General features: G+C 26.5%; 17 protein-coding genes. 2 read left to right on the plus strand and 15 right to left on the minus strand.

The features are described 5' to 3' along the window. Window positions 1-192 precede the first annotated feature (192 nt). The 13 genes from gpmA to J5A73_RS09455 form a co-directional block, all read right to left on the minus strand. Complete coding sequence (gene gpmA / locus J5A73_RS09395) at window positions 193-879, minus strand: 2,3-diphosphoglycerate-dependent phosphoglycerate mutase (RefSeq protein ID WP_211615225.1); 687 nt, start codon at window positions 877-879, stop codon at window positions 193-195. Window positions 880-1,036: 157 nt separating this feature from the next. Next, window positions 1,037-1,450, minus strand: a complete 414-nt coding sequence (locus J5A73_RS09400; protein ID WP_211615227.1) for a DUF2721 domain-containing protein — start codon at window positions 1,448-1,450, stop codon at window positions 1,037-1,039. 101 nt (window positions 1,451-1,551) lie between these two features. Continuing rightward, a complete protein-coding gene (locus J5A73_RS09405) occupies window positions 1,552-1,839 on the minus strand; it encodes a hypothetical protein (protein ID WP_211615229.1) in 288 nt (95 codons plus the stop codon). A 150-nt stretch (window positions 1,840-1,989) separates the two neighbouring features. After that, window positions 1,990-2,736, minus strand: coding sequence for a hypothetical protein (locus J5A73_RS09410; protein ID WP_178938260.1), 747 nt, complete (start codon window positions 2,734-2,736; stop codon window positions 1,990-1,992). 36 nt (window positions 2,737-2,772) lie between these two features. Next, on the minus strand, window positions 2,773-4,956 hold the full coding sequence (locus tag J5A73_RS09415; protein WP_211615231.1) for a heavy metal translocating P-type ATPase: 2,184 nt from the start codon (window positions 4,954-4,956) through the stop codon (window positions 2,773-2,775). 30 nt (window positions 4,957-4,986) lie between these two features. Further along, window positions 4,987-5,358 carry an HMA2 domain-containing protein gene (locus J5A73_RS09420; protein ID WP_211615234.1) on the minus strand — a complete coding sequence of 124 codons (372 nt, stop codon included), beginning with the start codon at window positions 5,356-5,358 and terminating at the stop codon, window positions 4,987-4,989. Between the two features lie 26 nt (window positions 5,359-5,384). Continuing rightward, complete coding sequence (locus tag J5A73_RS09425) at window positions 5,385-5,870, minus strand: HMA2 domain-containing protein (protein WP_211615236.1); 486 nt, start codon at window positions 5,868-5,870, stop codon at window positions 5,385-5,387. Window positions 5,871-6,016: 146 nt separating this feature from the next. Beyond that, window positions 6,017-6,418: a zinc transporter 7-A gene (locus J5A73_RS09430; protein ID WP_211615238.1), complete on the minus strand. Its 402-nt coding sequence runs from the start codon at window positions 6,416-6,418 to the stop codon at window positions 6,017-6,019. A gap of 163 nt (window positions 6,419-6,581) precedes the next feature. Continuing rightward, complete coding sequence (locus tag J5A73_RS10595; RefSeq protein ID WP_249069261.1) at window positions 6,582-6,752, minus strand: hypothetical protein; 171 nt, start codon at window positions 6,750-6,752, stop codon at window positions 6,582-6,584. Between the two features lie 31 nt (window positions 6,753-6,783). Then, window positions 6,784-8,805 carry a Dam family site-specific DNA-(adenine-N6)-methyltransferase gene (locus J5A73_RS09440; RefSeq protein WP_249069262.1) on the minus strand — a complete coding sequence of 674 codons (2,022 nt, stop codon included), beginning with the start codon at window positions 8,803-8,805 and terminating at the stop codon, window positions 6,784-6,786. Then, a complete protein-coding gene (locus tag J5A73_RS09445) occupies window positions 8,792-10,861 on the minus strand; it encodes an AlwI family type II restriction endonuclease (RefSeq protein WP_249069263.1) in 2,070 nt (689 codons plus the stop codon). The genes J5A73_RS09440 and J5A73_RS09445 overlap by 14 nt, the downstream gene beginning before the upstream one ends. Further along, on the minus strand, window positions 10,845-13,742 hold the full coding sequence (locus J5A73_RS09450) for an SIR2 family protein (protein WP_211615240.1): 2,898 nt from the start codon (window positions 13,740-13,742) through the stop codon (window positions 10,845-10,847). The genes J5A73_RS09445 and J5A73_RS09450 overlap by 17 nt, the downstream gene beginning before the upstream one ends. Before the next feature lie 13 nt (window positions 13,743-13,755). Beyond that, on the minus strand, window positions 13,756-15,687 hold the full coding sequence (locus tag J5A73_RS09455) for an ABC-F family ATP-binding cassette domain-containing protein (RefSeq protein WP_211615242.1): 1,932 nt from the start codon (window positions 15,685-15,687) through the stop codon (window positions 13,756-13,758). A gap of 196 nt (window positions 15,688-15,883) precedes the next feature. Between J5A73_RS09455 and J5A73_RS09460 the strand changes: the two genes are divergently transcribed. Next, entirely contained in the window at window positions 15,884-16,147 is a 264-nt protein-coding gene (locus J5A73_RS09460; RefSeq protein WP_007070517.1) for a SemiSWEET family transporter, read from the plus strand. A gap of 231 nt (window positions 16,148-16,378) precedes the next feature. Beyond that, a complete protein-coding gene (locus J5A73_RS09465; protein WP_211615244.1) occupies window positions 16,379-17,593 on the plus strand; it encodes an ATP-binding protein in 1,215 nt (404 codons plus the stop codon). A gap of 179 nt (window positions 17,594-17,772) precedes the next feature. On the opposite strand, the gene J5A73_RS09470 is transcribed toward J5A73_RS09465, so the two are convergent. Then, window positions 17,773-18,738 carry a transposase gene (locus J5A73_RS09470; RefSeq protein WP_211615245.1) on the minus strand — a complete coding sequence of 322 codons (966 nt, stop codon included), beginning with the start codon at window positions 18,736-18,738 and terminating at the stop codon, window positions 17,773-17,775. A 20-nt stretch (window positions 18,739-18,758) separates the two neighbouring features. Continuing rightward, window positions 18,759-19,439, minus strand: a complete 681-nt coding sequence (locus J5A73_RS09475) for a DUF2207 domain-containing protein (RefSeq protein WP_211615247.1) — start codon at window positions 19,437-19,439, stop codon at window positions 18,759-18,761. Window positions 19,440-19,442 lie beyond the last annotated feature (3 nt).

Raw genomic sequence — 19,442 nt, forward strand, 5'->3', positions numbered from 1 at the left:
CTGTTATAAAAGCAGCAACCATTACTACATTAACTAATGCTTTTAAATTTTTTATTTTTATGTAATCTAATTATTAACTTGTGAGTCAATTATACCATACAAAACTTTGTTTTTCTTTTATTTAAAGTTTTCTTTATTTTAAAAAAAAAAGCAAGAATAAAAACTTACTCTTGCTCAAAAATTTTAAAATTTTTAGAAAGAATCTGGTGATGAAACCACATTTAAATCTTTGTCTATTTCAAAAACTAATGGTTTTCCAGTTGTTAAGTTTAATTTCAAGATATCTTCATCTGAAATATTTAACAAATATTTTATTAATGCTCTCAAGCTGTTTCCATGAGCTGCTACAATAACATTTTTACCTTCTTTTAAGCTTTTTGAAATATCTGAATGCCAGTAAGGTAACACTCTTGCGATTGTATCTTTTAAACTTTCTCCAAGTGGTGCTTCTTCATCAGTTAAATCTGCGTATCTTCTGTCTGATTTTGGATAATATTCACTTGATTTGTCAATTGCAGGTGGTGCAACATCAAAACTTCTTCTCCAGATAAGCACTTGGTCATCTCCATATTTTTTAGCAGTTTCTGCTTTATTCAATCCTTGTAATGCACCGTAGTGTCTTTCATTAAGTCTCCAAGATTTGTAAACTGGAATATACAATTCATCCAATTCTTCCAAAACATAATTTAGAGTTTTGATAGCTCTTTTTAAGTAAGAAGTATAAGCAACATCAAAAACTAAGCCTTGTTCTTTTAATGCTTTTCCTCCAGCTTTTGCTTCTTCCACACCTTTAGGACTTAAATCTACATCTTTCCATCCAGTAAATTTGTTTTCCAAATTCCATTGGCTTTCACCATGTCTGATTAATACTAATTTCATAAATCCTCCTTTAATTTAATTTTTTATCTAATTCATAAAAAATAATATTTAACAAAACTTAATTTTGACAGACAAACTATTTTCTTAATTTAATTATATCAAATTTTTTCAATTTATTCAAATAATATCGAAAATTTTTTATAAAAAAATAAATAATTTATTCTTTATTTTTATCTTCGCTTTCATTACTTTCGTTTTCACTATAATTTAAGTGAATTCTCAACGCTTCAAGTGAAATCTGTATTTCCAAAAGTGAAAATAAGAGCGAAATTACAAGTAGCACAAGACTTATTGCAAAACTTATTTTTCCAACAAAATCTATCTGAAAAAATAGAAATAGCATCGAAATAGCGCACATAAGCAAACTTGAAACCCCAAAATACTGCATTTTTTTTATGTAATTAAGTCTTTTTTTCAAATTCTTTACTTGATAAAATTCATGTTCCACTTCTCCGCTTGAATCCATCTGCCTAACAATTGATGTCAATGCCAAAAATCTATTTGTATATGCAAGTAACAAAAGAGATACGGTAGGAAACAATACCGCTGGTGTAGTTATTTCCAAAGTCATATTTTTCACCATCCTTATTCTTTAAAATTTATATTTTTTAAAAAACAAAATAAAAATGCAAGGACTTTTTCAATTTGTCCTCGCTTAAAATATATATTATACTATTTTTCGTCAACTTCCACAACTGTTTCTGAAACGGCAGTATTTGTAGAAAGTTCTTTTTCAGCAATTAAATCTTCAAGATGTTCTTTTGTTGTAACCAATTCTTCCAAAGCCATATTGTCATAAATCGCTTGAGAAGATGTTTTTATATTTATTCCTTGTTTTCTTAAAAAACTGTCAACTTTGCTTTGATTTTTTTTGTATAAATAGTAACCAACTGCAACTGTTCCCACTCCAACTGCCGCTCCCACTAAATGCTCTTTCTTTATACTTCCGAATTTTATCATTTTATTACCTCCAAATTTTTAATTTATTTATTATATTTTTTCAAATAATTATATATTAATATTTTTTATAACTATGTGAATTACTCCTACTTGTAGAATCTGGTGATTTCTTGATATCTTTTGTTAAATTCTTTTACTTTAAATCACAATTTATTTCAAAGCTATATATTTATCATCCGAATCTTCATCTGATCTCTTGCTAAAGAATATATGATCTATTAAATCACTTACATTCTCAATAGTTTTATCATTTTTCACATCCACAACATAATGGAATTTCCCATTTTCAGCTTTTAACCGATAAATTCTCACTTCTTTATTCGATACATTATTTAATACAAGGTGTCGTCCAAAAGTTGTAAGCCACATAAGTGCTATTGCTGTAACTGATCTATTTGCCATATAGGATCTTAAAAGATACAATGCTGGTAAAATTTCAATGTCAAAGAAACCTTTTCGTTGTGTTTCCATGTAGGCGTGTTCCATAATTGCCGCTGTCGTAAGTCCCGCTGTAAAATTGTTTATATCCAATTGTAATTTTTCAATTTTACTTTTTCCAAGTCCGTACAAGAAAGAAAGCAAAATCGCAGCTCCAGAATATACAGACAACGAATCTATTGATTTTTCCTCAAAATCTTCCACTAATTTTACCGAAGTCATGCCATGCTCAACTGATAATGCTGTCGCAGTTCGATAAATCACTTCATCAATCGTAATTTCCTCTGGCTCAAAAGTTATAAGCAATGTATTTATAGTTTTATTATATCGTAACGCTGTACTTTTTGCTCCAACTTTTATTGTTTCAAAAAATTTTTTTGTGTCAATAATTTCGTGTGAAACTTTAAATCTGACACGATTCGGTAACTTATGCAATACCGTCAAAGTTAATTTTTTCATATAATTTCCTCCAAAATCAGATACGCCACAAAAATTCTATTTATTGACATCATATTTTAGAAGTCTTAATGAATTTCCAACTACTAAAATTGTTATTGAATTATGTAAAACTGAACTATATATTGCTGGTAGCAATCCTGTCGCACCTAATACAAGTGCAAAACTGTTTATTCCAATCGCCATCACAAAATTTTGTTTTATAATTTTTACAGTATTTTTAGCTAAACCGATTACAGCTGGTATTAACAACGGATCGTCAGAAGTTATTGTAACATCGGCAGCTTCCATTGCGACATCTGTTCTAGTGCTTCCAAGTGCTATTCCTACATTTGCGTAAGAAAGAGCTGGAGCATCGTTTATTCCATCTCCAATCATAATAACTTTTGATCCGATTGAACGGAATTTCAATATATCTTTTGCCTTATCTTCTGGTAACAATTCAGATTCGTATCTATCCATCGACATACTATTTGCAATGGTTTCAGCCTGTTGTCTCAAATCTCCTGTAAGTAGCACAATATCGTCTATTCCTTGATTTCTCAAACGGTTCATAGCTTTTTTGATATTTTCCCTTGGTGGATCAGAAACTCCGATTACACCGATTAAATTCTCATTTTTAGCCACATAAATAACGATTTCTCCATTATTTTGCATTCCTTTTACCACGTCAACTGACATCTCTACCGAAATATTATTTTCTTCCATGTATCTTCTGCTTCCCACACGAATAATATCCTTATTTACATAAGTTTCGATTCCTCTTGCCACTCTAATTACATCTTCTTTATGTCGTGGTATTTTTAATCCTCTATTTCTTACTTCGTTTAAAATCGCACTTGCCAAAGGGTGTGTAGAAGTTTCTTCAGCAGCCGCAGCTAATGCAATCATTCTATTATCTTTCATATTTTTAGCAAAAGTTTTTACTGTTTGAACTTTAGGTTTTCCTTCTGTAATTGTTCCAGTTTTATCAAATATTACAGTATCAGCCTTTGAAAGTTCTTCCAAATAATTGCTTCCTTTAATCAAAATTCCGTTTTTAGCAGCTGTATTAATTGAAGCAGAAAATGCTGTCGCTGTCGACAATCTTATTCCACATGAATAGTCAATTACAAGCATACTCAATGCCTTTTGTAAATTTCTAGTCGAAGCATAAACTATTCCAGCAAGAAGGAAATTTAACGGAATCAACTGTGCAGAAAATGCATCGGCGTAAGATTGAATGTCCGCTTTGTTAAACGAAGCATCTTCCACCAATTTTATAATTCTTGAAGCCGTTCTATCATCTCCAACTTTTTCAGCTCTTACAGTAATATTTCCGCTTTTCAAAAGCGTTCCAGCAAAAACTTCCTGTCCTGTTTCCTTTTTAACAGGCATATATTCTCCAGTAATCGCCGATTGGTCAATTACCGCACTTCCCTTTTCAATTGTTCCATCGACACTTATTTTTTCTCCAGTTTGAACAAGTATCAAATCACCCTTTTTAATTTCTTCAATTGGAACTTTTTTCGCCACTTGGTCTTCATCTTCAGATGCTTTCCAAACATAGCTTTCTCCAACACTTAGCATATCTTTAATTACACCACGAGTCTTTTTCATAGTATAAGCCGTCAAAAGTTCTGCAATTCTTTCCAAAATCATAATTGTCAAAGCTGTTCGCTCACTTCCTAAAGCGATACTACTTACAATCGCCGTAGAACTCAATGTATCCGCATTCGGACGCTTATTATGAATCAATGACAAAATTCCATTTTTTAAAACAGGCAATGCCAAAGAAATTGTTGAAATAGTTTTGTAATTAAATAATCTTCTAATTCCAGTCAATTTCGTTTTTGGACCTGGAAGCAAAAGTAATAATACTGCCGCTCCAATATTTTTCATAATTTCTTTTGGTGATTCTTCCTGTAATCGTCTTTCTATCACATATTTATTCGATGCTTGTTTTTTCTCATTTTTGTAAATATCCACCAAATACCCATTCAATGTATTTTGAAGCAAAGATACAAAATTTTCTCCAGTTAGCGAAAAGTTATCAAAATAAATAAGTACAGAACCTGTAATAGTTGAAATTTCAACACTTTTTATATAATGAACTTGCATTAAACGCTTTGTTATTTCTTCTTTGTGAACGCCAAGATATTTTAACGCTCTTGAACGAATTCTGATTCTCCCACGAATTTCATGCAAAATCTCACAATTTAGCAAATAATTTCTACCAGCCATAAAATTTTCCTTTCTTTTTATTCCACAAACTTAAAGTCTTTTTATCAAATCATAAAAAATTTCCAAATTATCTTCTATTTCTTTCAAAGATTTATTTTCATACAATTCAGGATGATTGACAACCGTTTTCCAAACTTTGTTCATCCATTCAAGTATTTCCTTTTCTGAAATCAAATTTGGATCATAATAAAGCAAAATTTTATTCGTTATATACGAATATTCAACACTTTTTATCCCTTTTTTTGATAAAATAAGTTTTTTTACTTCATTATCATATTTTTTTAATTCCTCTGGAACTTTTGATAAATTTGGAACAAATAGCCTAAGTCTTCCAGGAATGCTGTGCACTACCTTTATCTGATTAAACATCAGATATGTTGTTCTAAAAAAATTTTCTAACATCTTTTTCCCTTTCAATTTTTTGTTTACTACTTTCTTTTCTCGTCTGATAAAAGTCTTGAAGCCCACCATAACAATGTAGCTCCTTTAGGTAATCCTGGAACTTTCCATAATTTTTTTATTCCATAAAAAATAAAAATACCTGCAGTTAATGTCCTCAAATCCAAATAACCTTTACTCTTGTTATAAACAGCCATATCTGCTGATTCAAATATCTGCTTTAACAACTCTTTTATTCTCCCAGGTTTATTTTTCAAGGCTTCCTCATCCAAATGAAGCAATCTCAACACTACCAAATACAAAAAAGAACTTTCAATAACTTTTTCATCAAAATAAATCAGAATACTTCCAGTAATAGAATTAACTTCCACAGAATTTATTCCTTCTATTTTACGAATATTATTTAAAAATTCCTCTTTCAACTCTTCGTCATCTTTTAACACTTCCGTCTGCAATCGCAAACGTCCATTTTGATAATGTTTCACTTGAATAACGCCATAAAAACTTTGCAACATAAACTGACTCCTTAAACTTTTTTATAATTCATTATATACCTTTTCATTTTAAATTACAAGGTCGTTTCATCAGTAAATTGCGTTAATTTTTTCTCTTAATGAGCTACTCCCTTTATAAAAAGCCTACAACTTCTTGCTAAATTTTATTAAGATAATTTTTTTATTATTTTATAAAATCCTGAACCAATAAAAAGTATTACACCTGCAAAAATGATAAATATATCAAAAAGACCAATATTTTGACTCCTATTAATACAATTTTCTCTTTCTTTTGCATCAACAATACTTTCACAGTTTATTCTCCCTGAACTGCTTGAATGAGAACCACGACTTCTCCAAAAAGATGACGAATTTTCTTGCTCATCATCACCAGATTTTTTAGATTTTCCATCTCCTTCTCCATCTGAATGTCCTCTCGAATGCTCTCCGCTACTATGTTCTCCACCATAGTGACCACCATAATGATGACTTCCACCACTTCCATGAAAATGACCATGTCCACCACCATGAGAATGTCCGCCACCACCTCTTCTTACTAATTTTTCCATTTTGACCTCTCTTTCTTCACTCTTTTTCATTTTTTCAATTTCTGTGATCTCAAAAATTCAATTTTTCATTCATTTTTTCAATTCTTTCACATCATATTTCCCAATATTTTCATACTCGTAAGACTGATTAATTCCATTCATCAACACATCTCTATCCTCTGTATCACTTGTCAAACTTTCCTTCAAAAGTTCCCACTTGAATATTTTTCAATATCCCATTATCAAACAATTCTCTTGCCCTTCTTTTACTCAAAAATTCTTCTTCGTCTTGAGAAACTAGCCTTTTTAAAATTTTGTCACTTTTGTTTTCCCAGTTGTATTTGCTATTTGTCATTTATTTCCCCCTCTTATAAAAATTATTTGTATTATTTTTTATAACTAATTGTCTTACTAAAATTTGTAACTAGAACTTCCCTTGTCGTAGTATTCTTATTTTTAACTTGATAACTGGAATTATAATAATTAAAATCCATTTCATTTATAAAAAAATTATTTTTTAAACACCAATCTTTTAAAACCTCATTCTCTTTCCCTTTATGTTCCAAAACATTTGAAAGAGCAAATCTAATTTTTCTTTCATTGCATCTTTCTAAAAATTTTAATAAATCCTTTTCATCATTTTCAGTCCAGGAATTATTTTCATTATAACTCGCCTGACCCAATAAATATGGCGGATCAAGATAAAAAAAAGCATTTTCGCTGTCAATTCTTTCTAAATTTATATCACGAAAATCCATATTTTGAAATTTTGTTTCAACTAACTGTAAATTATAAATAAAATTTTTTAATTTTTTTCGTAAATTAGAATTAAAATCTCTCTTTCCGACAGGTAAATTAAATTCATTTTTTTTATTAAACCTAATTTGATTGTTAAAAGAATAAAAAATTAATAGAAGAAACAATATTTCATTTTTTTTATTATTATAATCTTCTCGTAATTTTAAAAATTTTTCTTTGTTATATTTTCCCAAACCATTCTGAGAATTACAGCCATAGTATTCATACCCATTTTCAAAAGAATTACTTAAACCATAATATTCTATTTTTTTCTCTATTTCTTTTTCCAACTTTTCATAATTTTGTTTTTTCAAAAAATTAAGTAATTCTATCAATTCTTTATTTTTATCAATCCCTATTACTCTTCCAGCATTAAAGTTCGCTCCTACATTAAAGCCACCACAAAAAATATCATAAAAAATTTCAATATCTTTGGGTATTTTTTCAAAAATTTTTTTTAATAATTTAAATTTTCCACCTGTATAATTAAGTGGTGATTGGCTTAATTTTTTTTCTCTATTATTTATTTCAAAAAGTTTATTTTCTTTTTTTATTTTATTTTGTTTCTGTTTTTCTTTTCTATCATCTTTTTTAAATTTTTTTACTTCACAAAAAAATATTCTTTCTGTATGGTTTTCAATATTTGTTTTTCCCACTGTAAACGGATTAAAATCTTTTTCAAATACAGTAACTTCCCCTTTGGATTCCAAAATTTCTAAAATTTCACTATCACTAATCCTTGCATTTGAACGAGAATTAGCCTTTTGCTGTGTATTATTATACGAAAAAAGAATATATTTTGCCGAAATATCTTCAATCAATTCTTCCAAAGTTTTTTTTGCACTTGATAAACAATATTTACTTTTTATGTGGGTTCTATCCATTTTTCTAGCAACTCCAAATACATCTGGTTTTTCATTTGTCGCAATATTTTCTAAAAAATGATAAGCATCGCTGTACTGCCTTGAATTATAAGGTGGATCAATATACACAATATCTGCACTAAATTCTTTTACTAATTCATTTGCATCCATACAAAAAATTTTATTGTTTTTATTATTTTCATTTTCAATTTGAGGAAATTTCAAAAGTAATTCTTTTTCTAAATCTCCATTTTTTCTGTAAGCATCATAATGTCCCACTGTATTAGCAATTCTATCAACAGCATATATTAAAGATGTTATTAATATTGCTTTCTCTCGTTTATTTATTTCTTTTTTCTCAAATAAATCATCAATACCATCTCTTATAAATCCAACTTTTTTTAAATTTTTCTCACTTAAATATGTATTTTTAAAATTTTCAGAATAATAATTATTATCTTCAATAATTTTTTCGTTATATTTTTTCATAATCTCAATCAATTTTTTTTCATCATATTCCAAATTTGAAAAAAAACATTCATAAGAAAAATAATTACATCTTAGCAAATCATTCAGTACAACATCATATTTTTTATTAAAATAATCTGCTACAACTCCTGTTCCTGCAAATAAATCCAAAAATACTTTACTATTTTCTGTATTTTTTTCTACTATTTTTTCAATAAATTCCAACAATTTATATTTACTTCCCAAATATCTTCTATTATATATTTTAAATCTTTCCAATATTTTCTCCTTTTACAGAATTATTCCATGTATCTTCACACCAGTTATTTCCTATAAATTCTATTTTGCTGTAATTCTCAAAAACTCTATTTAGAAAATATTTATAATTTATATTATTTTCAAGTAAATAAATTATCTTGTCTATCGTTAATGAATAAATCTTTATTCCGTTTGTATATTTCTCTCTATTTTGTGTTGATTGAAGTTGAATTTGTGAAGTTACTCTAAAAATATTAATTACATTTGCATCTAATTCGTTTGCAACAAAAAAAGTATATGTTTTTTTATTTTCTTCCATATTTTTTATTGTCAAATTCGTTGTATGGCGTATTACAGGCTCAAGTTCTCCTCTTTTCTGAGTATTTCTATCCATCAATGTTGCTTCTAGCATAACATCAAAATCTGAATATTCTGCAATTATATCGCCATCGCCACCTGGAGCATGTGAAAGCGGAAATCCATCTCCATCAAGCGACAATTTCAGACTTTTCTTCAAATTAAATTCTTTATTAGAAATTCTATGCCAGGCGATTGCCAACATATATTCAAAAATTGTAGGAATTTTTGCATTATCTGTAACTTCTTTTGAAATTTTTTCATCATTTTCCCTATTTTTAAACAAATTTAATATGCTACAGACTTTATCATTTGAAAATCTTTCTTCCAATTTTTTTTCAAAATCTTTATCTATTTTGTCCGAAAAATATTCAAAAATTGATAATTCTTTTGGAATATTGTTCTCTTTTCTTAGTTTTTCTATAAAACTTTCAATTCTCTCTTCTGATAAATCAAAAATCTCTGAAAATGAAATATTTTTATGAAAATTATCTTTGACTACTTCATTATTTAACTTTTTCATACCTATAATTTCTGAAAAAATATTTTTACTCAACCATTTATACGATAAATTTACCAGTCCATTCTCAAAACTAATTATTCCTGAAAGATTAAAAGTTCTAATTGTCATATCATTATATTCAAAAATCAAATCATAGTTTTTAGAATCTCGAAATAATTCATAAAATAATTTATTGAACTCTTCAATATTTTTAGATTCAAATATCGTTTCTTTATTCTCTTCCAAAAATTCTTTTACTGTTTTACTAAATTTAAACGGAATTCTATTGAATCCAAAAGCCTTTTTTATACTCTCTTTTTTACTTATTTTTTCTAATTTTTTATATGTTTCCGAATCTCTATTTTCAAAAAAATCTAAAGATATTTCGTAAAATTCAAAATAATCCTCTATTTTATCTTTACTTTTTCTATTTAAAAAATATTTTTCAAATTTCTCTTTTGAAATTCTATACTTTTCTTCAAATTTTATTTCTAAAGTTTCTTCTTGTATATATCTTGAAACATATTCACCAAAACTCATATTTTTATTTTTTACGAATTTATATTTATCCAGTATTTCTCTATATTCTTCCTCTTTCTTTCCTGCTCTGATTAAAGACAAAATCGTACAAAATTCCTTTTGTGGAATATCATCAAATTTACTCAGTAAATAAATTCCCATTCTAAATGGATAAATGTAATTTTCTCCTTCAGATTCATAAACTCTCAATTTCAATAATTGTCTTAAAAAAATAATGTTGTCTGCTGATAAATTAAATAATTTTTCAATATCATCCTGTTTTGTATCTCCGTCTAACAACGCTTCTCCAACTGCTGTTATTTTTCTTTTTTCATCTACAAGTCCTATTTTTACAAGTGCATTCGTATAAGTTCTCCCTCTTTTTTTCTGTTCTAAAATAAAATATTTTACTAAACTCTTATAATCTGTGACTTCCTTTTTATTTTTATATTTTTCAAAAATACTTTCTTTAAATTTATCAGATATAAAAGAATAATAATCTCCATAAAATGTATCATTTATCAATCCACTTTTAGCAACATATTGATAAAAAGTCATTTGTGAACTATTCTTCGTAGACCATTCTTCCAATTGTTCCGTAATTCCTTGCAACATTATTTTGTAATCATCTAACAAATTTTTTCTTCTAAAACTTGTATCTCCTAAATTCATCACGGAATCTTTATTCTGTAGCTTCATTTTTTTCACTCTCCCATTCAAAATAAGCTTCTACAATATTATTATTTGAAATATTATCATTATTCTTAATTTTAGAAAAAATATATTCTCTCACTAATTTTATTAATTTTTTATTATTTTTTTCTAAAAGATTTTTTATTCTTATTTTTGAAAATTTCTCTAACTCATTTTCTGTAAATTCAGAATAATCAAAATTTTCTTGATTTAATATGTATTTCCATAATATCTCTGACTCATATTGTTCCAACGATTTAAAAAATTCCTTATTTTTATATTTTTTTAATTTTTCTATAAAAGAAATCGGTAATTTATTATTTAAACCCGATACTAATAAAAAATCTAAAATCTTTTCTTTTTCAGATGTATAACTTATTAAATTATTTATATCTGTATCTTTTTTTTGAAAAATTCTATCTAATTCTTTTATTATTTTATCTTCTGTTTCTGGAATAACATCTATAAATTTTTGATTTAATAAAAAACTATAAACTTCTATATTTAGTGTATCTTTTATTTCTTTTAGTATTTCATTTTTTAACTCTTCAAAATATATTTCATCTATTATTCTTAAAAAATAACATTTTATTTTTAAATTATTTTTATTAATAAAGTTTTTTATTTTATCATTTTTTGAAATTTTTGGCATTTCTTTTTTATTAAAATAGTATGTAATGTGATCCAATAAATTTTCATCTATTCTTTTCCTATCAATTAAAAAAATCTTTTCCAATATCTTATCAAAAAACTCTTTGTTTAAATTTTTAAAATTTTTATAAATTATAACTATAAAGTTATCTGCTACATCCAAAGCATAATTATTTTCAAAAAAGACATTGCTATTTTTATCATTTAATATTATGTCAACTAATTTTTCAAACTGAGTTTCTATTAAATTTAATTTCGAGATTATTAGTAAAATACTTTCTAAAGTATCTATTTTTTCCATAAATTCGTTATCATTCTCTATTATCCAATCAAGTATATTTTTGAGTAATACAATTAATTTATCGAAAATTTCTTTCTCACATTTTAAATCTTTTATCTCATATTCATTAAATAATTTTTTCAAATCACTGTAACTTAATTCTAACATCATAAAAAAATCAAAATATTCAAATTCTTCTATAAGGTTTCTGTTTTTAAACATCTGATTTTTGACCTCAATATTCTTATTAGTATACGACATGAGTAAAATTTCAATGTACTTTTTCATAAATTCTGAATAATCAGAAAATGAATTTCCAAATATTCCATTTAAAGAATAAAAATAAAATAAATCTCTTGACAAAATTATAGCTTTGTATGACGGAGGTGTTCCCATTACATATGAAGTACTTTTCCCTTTTCTTACTTTATCAAATAATTTGTTCATTTCCTTATTTAAAGCTTCTAAAGTTGAATACTTAAATATTTCATTAAAAAGTTCTGTTTCATATTTAAAATATTCAAAATACTTATCTTCCAAACTTTCTTCTATACTTTCAAAAGTTTTATTTAAATTTTCTTCTGCATGTGTTATTTCCATAAATTCAATAATACTCAATATAAAGTTATCCCAAACTAATTTTTCATTTTTACTATTAACATTTTCTTTTTCTTCTATCATACTTTTTATTGTTTCTTTTGCTTTATTTATTTTTTTAAAAAATAAATATCCATATACAATTACATATTTGTTAATATTGTTATTTTCTTTGTATTCTTCTACTAAATTCTGAAAATTTTTATAATCATAATCACAAATTATTTTTAAACATTTTTCTTCTACTTCTATTTTTTCTTCTAAAATATTTTTTTGTTCTTTTCTCTTAGGAGTAATTCCTTTTTCAGAAAAAGGAATTAATATTTCTTTTTCATTTCTATTTATCCTCTGAAGAATTTTTTTTATCCTTGATTTAAAAAGTATCTCTTCATATTTTTCTATATCTTTAAACTCTAATCTTGTATATAAAATTCTTTTCCAGTCTTCATCTATACGAATTTCAGAATATTTATTAAGTTTATTCCAATTGTGCTTTGTTAAATAATTTAAATTTATATATATTTCAAAAATTTTTTCTTGCTTCACTTTCTCTTTTTCATTATAGATATTCGATAAAAATTTAGTTAAAGTTTTCTCGTAATTATTATTAAATCTTTCTTTTTTACTTTCATATAGTACTTCGTCGTTATTATTATTCAAAAGTTTTAATGAAATTTTATTTATCTGTTCACCATTTTCTTCCTCTTTATTATCCTCGTTTGTAAATTCAACAAGAAATGCCTTTCTAGTTTTCTCTTTCAAAATTTCTTTTATCCAATTCATAATTTGTTGCACATTTGTATCACTGTATGAATAACCTATAAATAGTACTGTATTTGTTGTAAATAAACCTTTTACAAGAGTTGAAATTAATTGAAAATTTTTTTCATAATTATCATAATCACTTTTCTTCAAAACTATATTTTTATTTTCAAAATCACCATGCATTTTTATAAGCATTCTGTTAGAATTAGTGTACGGTAAATCTTCATCTTTACTTACAATTTGTAAATTTTTTATTTCATCTTCAATTAATGTATCATAATTTGTTGTAATTATATAAGTCAATTTCATTTTTTTTAAAATTCTATGAATAGAATTGGGAACATATTTCCCTAAAAATCTTTTTTCTGCAATTTCATAATATTTCAAACTACCATATCTTTCAAAAACTTCTTCTGGTATAGTTAAAAATTGTTTTGATGTAAATTCTTTTATTCCTCTATAATCGGCATAATCTTTTATTAATTCTTCCCATTCTGGCAATCCACTATTTTTAGAAACTCCTGCTCCAACAAAAACTACTAATTTTCCTTTTTCTAATTCTTCAGCTAAAAATCTAATATCTTGTTCTAACACCTTTTTCCCTCCTTTATTCCAATCTCTTCAATTCCTCACTCTTCAAATCCCACTCTTCCATCATTTCCATCTCGTCACTATCCAATCTGTCAAATTCCTCCTGAATTTCCATCAATTTTCCAACATCATTTTTTCGCCCAGCTTCTTCATAATCTTTATTCAATTCTTCCCGTTTTTCTGAGATTTTCTCCATTTTCTCTTCCAATTTTGCAATATCTCTTTTCAATTTTGAGATTTTTTTAGAAAGTTCCTTTTGCTCCTGATATGACAATTTTTGTTCTTCTTTTGTTTCAATGTCAGTTGCAGTCGGATTCGATTTATTATTTTTCAAACTTTCCTTGTAATCTTCGTAATTTCCTTTAAATTTCGTAAGACCATTTTCGTCAAGATAGTAAATTGTGTTACAAACTGTGTCTAAAAAGTGACGATTATGCGATACGACAAGCATTGTTCCGTCAAAATCTTCTAATGCGTCTTCCAAAACTTCAATTGAGTAAATATCCAAATGGTTTGTCGGCTCATCTAAAATTAGGAAATTCGCCCTTTGCATATACAATTTTAAGAATGAAACTCTAACTTTTTCCCCACCGCTCAATTTTTCTACTTTTTTCAAAACATCATCGCCTGAAAATAAGAAAGCTCCCGCAAGTGTTCGTAAATATTCTTCCGTCAAATTTAGAGAATTATTAATTTCCTGCAAAATATTGTTTGCTGGAGTTAAATCCATGTGATTTTGGTCGTAATAACCGACTTTCACACGAGAACCGTACTCGACAGTTCCTGAGTCCTGCTTCAATTTATTTACCAAAATTTTTAACAAAGTTGATTTTCCAATCCCATTTTTTCCAATAATTCCGACTCTTTCGCCACGAAATAGCTGAAAACTCACATTATTCAACACCTTTTTGTTGTCAAAACTTTTTGAAATTCCATTCACTTTTAAAACATTGTCCCCAGTAATCGTATCTGTTTCAAATTTCAATTTCATTCTTTGCGGATTAAAAACAGGATCGTCCATTCGCTCGATTCTATCTAGAATTTTTTGTCGACCTTTTGCCTGTCTAGCCTTTATTCCAGCACGGAATCTGTCAATGTATTCTTCCATTTTCTTAATTTTTTCCTGCTCTTTTTCGTAACGCTTCATTTCCCCTTTCAAAATCATCTCTTTTTGAATGATAAATGCAGAAAAATTCCCATCATACTTATGCAATTTCTTATTCTCAATTTCAAAAATTTTGTTACAAACATTATCCAAAAAAATCCTATCATGTGAAACAAGTAAAAACGCCTTCGCATACCGTTTCAAATAGTCTTCCAGCCACTCAATTGAAACCAAATCCAAATGGTTTGTCGGCTCATCTAAAATTAGCAAATCTGGCTCAGATAATAGCAATTTTGCAAGTGAAACCCTAGTTTGCTCTCCACCACTCAAATCTTTCAGCACCAAATTGTAATATTCCTCAGTCAACTCCAGCCCAGTCAAAATCTGCTTTATCTTATACTCAATATCATATCCGCCCTTCGCCTCATAAAGCGACGACAACTCCGCAGACTTATTAATCAATTTTTCCAGCTCTTCATTTTCAGCTGTTCCCAAAAGCAAATTAACCTTCTGAAGTTCATGCCAAATTTCCCTCTCTTCTGCAAAAACCGACATCATCTCTTCATAAATCGTATTTTTTTCATCCGAAAACTCATGATTTTGCGACAAATATCCAATTTTCATCGAAGCACTTTTCACAATATTCCCAACTTCATTCAAATTATCTTCCGCCCCATCAATTCGCTCTCTATCAAGCAACATCCGAATAATCGTCGATTTCCCAGCTCCATTCACCCCAACAAGCCCAATCTTATCCTTCTCCTCAATCGTAAAATTAATATCCTTCAATATATATTCCCCAGCAAACTGCTTATACACCCTATTAAATTGCACTAAACTCATCAAATTCCCTTCCTTTTCTTTATTTTTATCAAATTATTTTTTCTAAATATTTCATTTTTAAATTTATTCGTTAAATTATATCATTTTTGATATTTGTTTACAATGTTTGAGAAATTTTCAAAATATTTAAGTTTGACAAAAATATTAAACTGTGATATTATAATATCTATAAATTTTTAAAAAAGAAGGTGATTTTATGAACAAAAAGAAAATTAACACTATTGTTGGTTCAATTGGAGCATTTATTGGAGTTTTTGTGTTTATAACCTATATTCCTCAAATTATCGCTAATTTAGGAGGAGAAAAAGCTCAGCCTTGGCAACCGCTCACAGCTTCAATTTCTTGTCTAATTTGGGTTATTTACGGATGGACTAAAGAACCTAAAAAAGATTTCATCCTTATTGTTCCAAATTTAGCTGGTGTAATATTAGGATTTTTAACTTTTATTACAGCTTTATAAATTTTTATTTATAAAAAATGAAATTTACTATTAAATATTTTTATTATACTTTTATTTAAAAGCAAAAAGAGGTTTTATGCCTCTTTTTTTATTTTATCAGAAATTTTTATTTATTTTTTCTAGTATATAAGCAAAAAATATGTTATTTCGAAAAGTTTTTCTAGTATAAGTTGAAAAACTTTTTAATTTAGTATATAATTTCTTGTATATATTAATATAGGTGGTGATAAAATGATAAAAAGAGAGCAATATTTAAAAGAAATTAGAAAATTTATGGATAAGCCGATAATAAAAGTTATTACTGGTATGCGTAGAAGCGGAAAATCTATGATTTTAAAATTAATATCTAAAGAACTTGAAGAAAAGGGAATTAATAAAGAGAATATTATTTTTATTAATTTTGAGTCTTTAATGTTCGCCGAATTTGCAAATTTTCAAAAATTATATAGCTATATTATTGAAAAATCAAAAAATTTAGCTGGTAAAATTTATATTTTACTCGATGAAATTCAAGAAGTTGCTTCTTGGGAAAAAGTAATAAATTCATTGCTAGTTGACTTAGATTGTGATATTTATATCACTGGTTCGAATGCTAATTTATTATCTTCGGAATTGGCTACCTACATTGCAGGAAGATATGTTGAAATAAAGGTTTTTCCTTTATCTTTTAAAGAATTTATAGATTTTTCCAAAATTCAAAATCCAGAAAAAATTTACAGCAATGAAGAATATTTTGAAAAATATTTGCAATTTGGAGGTTTACCTGCCATCCACAATTTCAATCAAGATAAAACTTCTATTTATCAGTATTTGACTGATATTTATAATTCTGTCTTGCTAAAAGATGTTGTTGCGAGAAATAATATAAGGGATATTGAACTTTTAGAACGAATAATTTTATATATTTTTGACAATATTGGAAACATTTTTTCTGCCAAAAAAATTTCAGATTTTTTAAAAAGTCAAGGTAGAAAGTTAAGCGTTGAAACCGTTTATAATTATTTAAAAGCACTTGAAAATGCGTATATTATTTCAAAAGTTCAAAGATATGACATAAAAGGAAAATCCATTTTAGAAACACAAGAAAAATTTTATCTTCTTGACTTAGGTTTAAAACATTCTCAATTAGGCTACAAAGCAAACGACATCGCTGGTCATCTTGAAAACATCATCTATTTAGAATTATTAAGAAGAAAATACAATGTAAATATCGGAAAATTAAAAACAAAAGAAATTGATTTCATCGCACAAAAAGAAGATAAAAAATTATATATTCAAGCAACTTATCTTTTAGCCTCAGAAAACACCATTGAACGAGAATTTTCTCCATTAAAAAACATTGAAGACAACTATCCAAAATATGTTCTTTCTATGGATAATTTAAGTGAATATAATATAAATGGAATTCAACGGAAAAAGATTATAGATTTTTTGCTGGATTTATAATTTTGGAATTATAGTAAAAATTTTTATTTTAAAATATTTTATTTTACTGATTTTTATAATACAATGACATCACGAATATGAAAAATTTTATCCAAAAATTTTCAAAATAATAGATAAAAATGAAAGAGAACCAATCAAATCAGTTCTCTTTTTTTACTATATCAAACAAAGCCATAGTTTTACTCTACTACTCTCAAAACTCTACAATTTCTCACAAACAAAAATGAAATATCTTTAATCAATATTTCTGATTTAGAAACAAAAATTCCACTTATTTTACTTATTTCTTTTAAAATCAATTTATCATCTTCAAGTTTTTCAATGATTCCGTATTTTTCATAATATGACTGTTCATATTCAAAATCTATCAATATCTTATTTTCATAACATCTTTTCAAAATTTCTTTTATCTCCATATTTGAAATATCAGAAAAAATATCATTTGGAGAAACGCTTTCTGTTTCTATTTTATAAACTTTTTCTGTAATTTCCCAAATATCAGTTGTTCTCACTATTACAAAATTTGAATCTTCCCAAAACAAATTATTTTCATAAATCAATGAATAATCTTCATCTTGAAAAAGAATATCTCCTTGAATATCATCTTCAGCTACTATAATTTTATTTCTCTTAACTTTTTCACCTTTAATAATTATGTCTTTAATAATATTTTCTCCTATCTCGATTCTCTTCGCTTCACTTTTTCTAATAACTTCTTCAGGATTTCCTTCCTCATCACACCACTGAAAATGTAAAAATTCTTTTGTTTCTTTCAATAAATACCCTTCTTTTTGGTAGTCATCTTCAAAAAATATTTTCAATTTTATTTTATTTTTTTTAAGATATCTAAATAATTCTTTAAAAAACTTATTTTTTTCAAGTTCAACAATTCTTCTATTTTCAGAATTTCTTTCTTTTATTTTTTCTTTCATTGATGCTAAATATTCTGTATTTTTTGCAATTCTTTTTAAATCATCTATTTTTATAAATCTAAATCCACCATTTTTCCCATATTTACTAATCGAAGTAAAAATAGCAAATTGTCCATTAATTCCAACAAAATTTCCAACAGCAAATCGTCCTTTAGATAAACGATAATATTCAATCAACTCATCTTTTCCAATTTTTTCTAAAAATTTTTTCATAAAATTACCTCCCTTAAAAATCATCTTCCCATAACATTAAGTTTCAATTCTCCCAACAATTTTTTATCACAAAAAACAGTCGAAATCAAAAGTTTTTCATAAATAATTTCTTTTCTCCCAGCAAAATTATTTTTCTCCAAAGTAATATCCAAAAAATTCAAAAATCTTTTTTCAATTCCCAAAGCAAAAGCGTAAATATACATTTGCTGAAAATTTTCGATTAATTCATCTTCACTTGAAAAAGTGGGAATTTCCAATTTTTCAAAATTTAAAATGTATTTTCTGAATGATTCAATTTCATTCATGGCCAAAAGTCCATTTTCAGTATATCGCACAATTAATTTCTTGTAAATGAAAAATAAAATTACAAATGCCAATGGAACTAAAATATAAAATCTTAGTTCAAATATGGATGCAATATTTAGTAACATAAAGCAATACACCAAAAATAAGAATAACAATGCAATAAAAATTTTTAGTATTTTTGAGGTATATTTAGAAAATACTGGTAAAAATAATATTCTTAGCCAAAAAATTTCCAAGAAAAAAACAATTATTACAATTAAAACTAAAAGTCCAAAATTTCCTTCTCCACTTCCAAATTTTACATCTTTACTCGTCATTATAATTGTAGCTAAAATAACTCCAAAATAAAAAATATAAAATCCTGAATTTTTCTTGTAAATTATAAATTCTTCCAATTT

The sequence above is a fragment of the Leptotrichia sp. oral taxon 218 genome (assembly GCF_018128225.1).
Taxonomy (GTDB): Bacteria; Fusobacteriota; Fusobacteriia; order Fusobacteriales; family Leptotrichiaceae; genus Leptotrichia.

Bases quoted from the DNA above. Each gene is read 5' to 3' on its own strand.
- gpmA (WP_211615225.1), bottom strand. From the start codon at position 879: ATGAAATTAGTATTAATCAGACATGGTGAAAGCCAATGGAATTTGGAA.
- J5A73_RS09420 (WP_211615234.1), bottom strand. From the start codon at position 5,358: ATGTTAGAAAATTTTTTTAGAACAACATATCTGATGTTTAATCAGATA.
- J5A73_RS09455 (WP_211615242.1), bottom strand. From the start codon at position 15,687: ATGAGTTTAGTGCAATTTAATAGGGTGTATAAGCAGTTTGCTGGGGAA.
- J5A73_RS09430 (WP_211615238.1), bottom strand. From the start codon at position 6,418: ATGGAAAAATTAGTAAGAAGAGGTGGTGGCGGACATTCTCATGGTGGT.
- J5A73_RS10595 (WP_249069261.1), bottom strand. From the start codon at position 6,752: ATGACAAATAGCAAATACAACTGGGAAAACAAAAGTGACAAAATTTTA.
- J5A73_RS09470 (WP_211615245.1), bottom strand. From the start codon at position 18,738: ATGAAAAAATTTTTAGAAAAAATTGGAAAAGATGAGTTGATTGAATAT.
- J5A73_RS09405 (WP_211615229.1), bottom strand. From the start codon at position 1,839: ATGATAAAATTCGGAAGTATAAAGAAAGAGCATTTAGTGGGAGCGGCA.
- J5A73_RS09400 (WP_211615227.1), bottom strand. From the start codon at position 1,450: ATGACTTTGGAAATAACTACACCAGCGGTATTGTTTCCTACCGTATCT.
- J5A73_RS09425 (WP_211615236.1), bottom strand. From the start codon at position 5,870: ATGTTGCAAAGTTTTTATGGCGTTATTCAAGTGAAACATTATCAAAAT.
- J5A73_RS09415 (WP_211615231.1), bottom strand. From the start codon at position 4,956: ATGGCTGGTAGAAATTATTTGCTAAATTGTGAGATTTTGCATGAAATT.
- J5A73_RS09460 (WP_007070517.1), top strand. From the start codon at position 15,884: ATGAACAAAAAGAAAATTAACACTATTGTTGGTTCAATTGGAGCATTT.
- J5A73_RS09465 (WP_211615244.1), top strand. From the start codon at position 16,379: ATGATAAAAAGAGAGCAATATTTAAAAGAAATTAGAAAATTTATGGAT.
- J5A73_RS09410 (WP_178938260.1), bottom strand. From the start codon at position 2,736: ATGAAAAAATTAACTTTGACGGTATTGCATAAGTTACCGAATCGTGTC.
- J5A73_RS09445 (WP_249069263.1), bottom strand. From the start codon at position 10,861: ATGAAGCTACAGAATAAAGATTCCGTGATGAATTTAGGAGATACAAGT.